The sequence below is a fragment of the Lentzea indica genome, from assembly GCF_012184385.1.
Classification (GTDB): Bacteria; Actinomycetota; Actinomycetes; order Mycobacteriales; family Pseudonocardiaceae; genus Lentzea; species Lentzea indica.
On record NZ_VSRL01000459.1, the window covers coordinates 1 to 3,386 of the forward strand.

Here is a 3,386-nt window from a genome sequence, read left to right on the forward strand (position 1 = left end):
CGTGCCGCGAGGTTGGCCGTGCCCTGGGCGACCAGGTCCGCGAGGCTGCCCGGCCGCACCGGGGCCCTGGTCGCGAGCCGGACGGGGACACCGATCGCGGCGGCGTACTGCGTGACGCTGCCGTGGTCGCCGATCACCTGGTCGCTCGCGATCACCGCGGCCCGCCAGCCCTCCTCCGGAGGGATGATGATCAGGTCGGGACGGTCAGCGAGCCACGCGCGGACCTGCCACGGACCGTGCACCGACCACGTCGTCGGATGGATGACCACGGCCTTGCGGAAGTCACCTGTCCGATACAGCTCCGGCCTGCTCCCGAACGTCGAGTCTGGCCGCCACGTCGAGCTGATCGTGACCAGTGTTTCGTCCGGTCTGACACCCAGTGCCGCCCGATAGGCCGCCCGGTGCGGCAGGCTCGCCCGCAGCCGGTCCAGGCACAGGTCGCCCGCGACCACCGCGTGCGGCACGGCCTCGGGGCACGAGCGTTCGAGCACGCGCAGTTCGTCATCGTGGCTGAGGATCAGCGCCGTGGCCGTCACCCGGCCGCCGCGCATCAACTCGTGGCGGTCCAGTCCGTGCCCGGTGAGCCGGCGCGACTTCAACGCGCCCGCGCCGTGGGGCAGCACCAGGACCGGACCGAGCACGTGTTCGAGGTCGCGCCGGCTCGCAGCCAGTACGAGATCGAACTCCAGGCCGGTCGCCTGCCGCCACGGCAACGTCAGCACGCCGTGGTGTTGCAGAAACTCGTGCGTGCCGTACGAGATCCCGTGTGTATCAGGCACTGTGCAAACGACCTGAACCCGTTGGTCCGCCTTGAGCAGATCAAGCACATCCATCAGACGCGTACCGGCGACGACGTGCGGTATGAGCGCGAGCACGGTCCGGCAGCCCGCCACGGTCACCCGCCGGTCGGCCCGAGGACCGACCGGCGCGTCCACCCACATCCCGTTCACGCGGCCAGCACGGCGTCACCGGCCGTGCAGTCGATCACCGGTGTGGTGGTGCCGGGCGATACCGAGGCGTGCCTGGTCATGATCAGCACGACGTCCGCCGGCGTGTCGACCGGCTGGCTGGTGAGCATGCTTCCGTTGTCCAGCACCAGGTTCGGCACGAACGGGTCGTGGTAGGTGACGACCGCCTCGCGGCTCAGCTCGTTGATCACCCGCAGCGCGGGTGACTGCCGGACGTTGGCCACGTCGGGCTTGTAGGTTACGCCGAGCACGTGGACGTGCCGCATCGGCACCCCGAGTTCGGCGAGCTTGACGCGCACGCGATGCAGGGTGTGGGCGGGCATCGCGTTGTTGACCGAGATGGCCGCGTCGACGACCGGCGAGTGCAGGCCGTGGCGGCGCGCGCTGGCGGTGAAGAATCCCGCGGACACCGGGATGCAGTCACCACCCGCGCCGGGACCCGGCCGGTGCCGCAGGAACCCGAACGGCTTGCTGCCGGCCGCGTCGAGCACTTCGTGCACGTTCACGCCCTGCGCCCGGCACAGCGCCGCGAGCTCGTTGGCCAGTGAGATGTTCACCATTCTGAAGGTGTTCTCGAAAATCTTCGTCAACTCGGCGGCGCGCAGTGTGCTGACCGTGACGACTTCGGCGGAGAGCCGTCGCAGCAGTGCGACCGCGCGTTCGGCGCAGGCCGGCGTGAGACCGGCGACGACCCGTGGCGTCGGCGTCGTGTTGCCGGGGTCCGTGCGCACCGGCGAGTGCGCCACGTGGAAGTCGAGGCCTGCCTTCAGGCCGGACGCCCTTTCCAGCCGTGGCGCGAGGACGTCCTCGACGGTCCCCGGCTCACAGGTGCTCTGGACGATCACCAGTGCGCCGGGCCGCAGCACCGCGCCGACGCGGTTCACGGCGTCGACGAGCATCTCGGTGTCGAGTCCGCCGTGCCGGTCCTGCGGCGTCGGGACGCACAGGACGTAGTTGTCGGCGGCAATGATCTCGTTGTGCCGCAACGACAACAGGCCGGACTTCAAGGCTTCGGAGAGCGCGGCCTCATCCACGGTGGTGAGCCCGCAGCCTGGCGTGCGGGCCGCGATGTGCCAGACCCGGTCGGCGCTGGCGTCCACGCCGTGCACGCGCAGACCGGCGGTGGCGGCGGCGACGGCGACCGGCAGTCCGGTGAAGCCGAGCCCGATGACGACGGTGTCCATTTGACCTCCCCTGATCGGTGTGGCACCAGGCTGGGGCGCGGTTCTGCCCGAACCCTTTCCGCGCGATGTGCCTGCCGCTGAACGCCCAGGTGAGGACGGGTCGGGTGATCGTCTTCCACTCGAAATGGACTGATGGCGCTTTCCGATAGCTGTCCGCGATTTGTGGACAATAAGCGACTCGAAATGACAACAAACCTGGATCGCCTCGCGTGAACCCGGCACACTGCTTGCTGGGAGTCGTGCGCCCGGGGAGGGGTGGCACCGGTGGAGATCGCGTTCAAGATCCTCGGCCGAACGCGCGTGCGCGTCGACGGCGAGTTTGTCGCGGACTGGGGCAAACCCAAGGCCCGCGCGGTACTCGCGGTGCTGTTGCTGAACGCCGGCAACGCGATTTCGGTGAACTCCATCGCGGATTGGGTGTGGCCCGAACGCCGCCCGGCCAATCTGCACGCGACCGTGCATACGGCCATTACGAGCATCCGCGCCGCATTGCAACGCACCGGTGTGCGGTTCACGTTGCGCAACGAGGAACGCTCGTACCGCCTCGACATCGACCGTTCCCTCATCGACCTGCACGTGTTCCGCAAGCTCGTGGACCGCGCTCGTGCGATCGGCGGCACCGACCACCAGGCCGCGTGCGCGCTGGTCGAGGAGGCGCTGGAGCTGTGGGGCGACGAACCGCTGGCGGACCTCGACAGCGAACCGGCCGCACGACGGCGTGACCACCTCGTGCGCAGCTACTACCTGAGCGCCTCCCACGCGTTGCTCTACGGACTCGGCAAGCTCGGCGACTACGCCCGAATGCTCGACCACCTCGACGAAATCCCGCCGGAACACGATCTGGAAATCCTGCTCGCCAAGCACCGGCTCACTGCGTTGTACGGACTGGGCAGGGCTCACGAGGCATTGAGCTATCTGGTGCGGATCCGGCGCCGGATCGTCAACGAGATCGGCGACGGTTCCGAGGCGGAGCTGAACGCGTTGCACGAACGGTTGCGAGTCCGGCACGAACAGTCTCCGCCGGTCCGAACTCCGGGACCGCGCTATTTGCCGCACGACGTCGACGTATTCGTCGGACGTGAGAACCTGTTATCGGATTTGGACGCTCTGGTGCCGCCTCGCCCTGTGCCCAGGTACACAGGTACACCCGACCTGCCTGAAATGAGCTTTTGCGCCACAGATCAATAGCTTTTCCTGAGTTCCTCCCTCTGCCTAAAGTGGCGTCGGCCGAATT

General features: G+C 68.3%; 3 protein-coding genes. 1 reads left to right on the top strand and 2 read right to left on the bottom strand.

Features of this window, described 5'->3' with window-relative positions:
- Positions 1 to 950 (bottom strand): hypothetical protein (locus FXN61_RS48300; protein ID WP_167980471.1); only part of this gene is annotated, 950 nt, incomplete at its 3' end.
- Positions 947 to 2,152: a nucleotide sugar dehydrogenase gene (locus FXN61_RS48305; RefSeq protein WP_167980472.1), complete on the bottom strand. Its 1,206-nt coding sequence runs from the start codon at positions 2,150 to 2,152 to the stop codon at positions 947 to 949. The genes FXN61_RS48300 and FXN61_RS48305, both read right to left, overlap by 4 nt.
- A 264-nt stretch (positions 2,153 to 2,416) precedes the next feature.
- On the opposite strand from FXN61_RS48305, the gene FXN61_RS48310 reads away from it, so the two are divergent.
- A complete protein-coding gene (locus FXN61_RS48310; protein WP_167980473.1) occupies positions 2,417 to 3,340 on the top strand; it encodes an AfsR/SARP family transcriptional regulator in 924 nt (307 codons plus the stop codon).
- Positions 3,341 to 3,386: the final 46 nt, after the last annotated feature.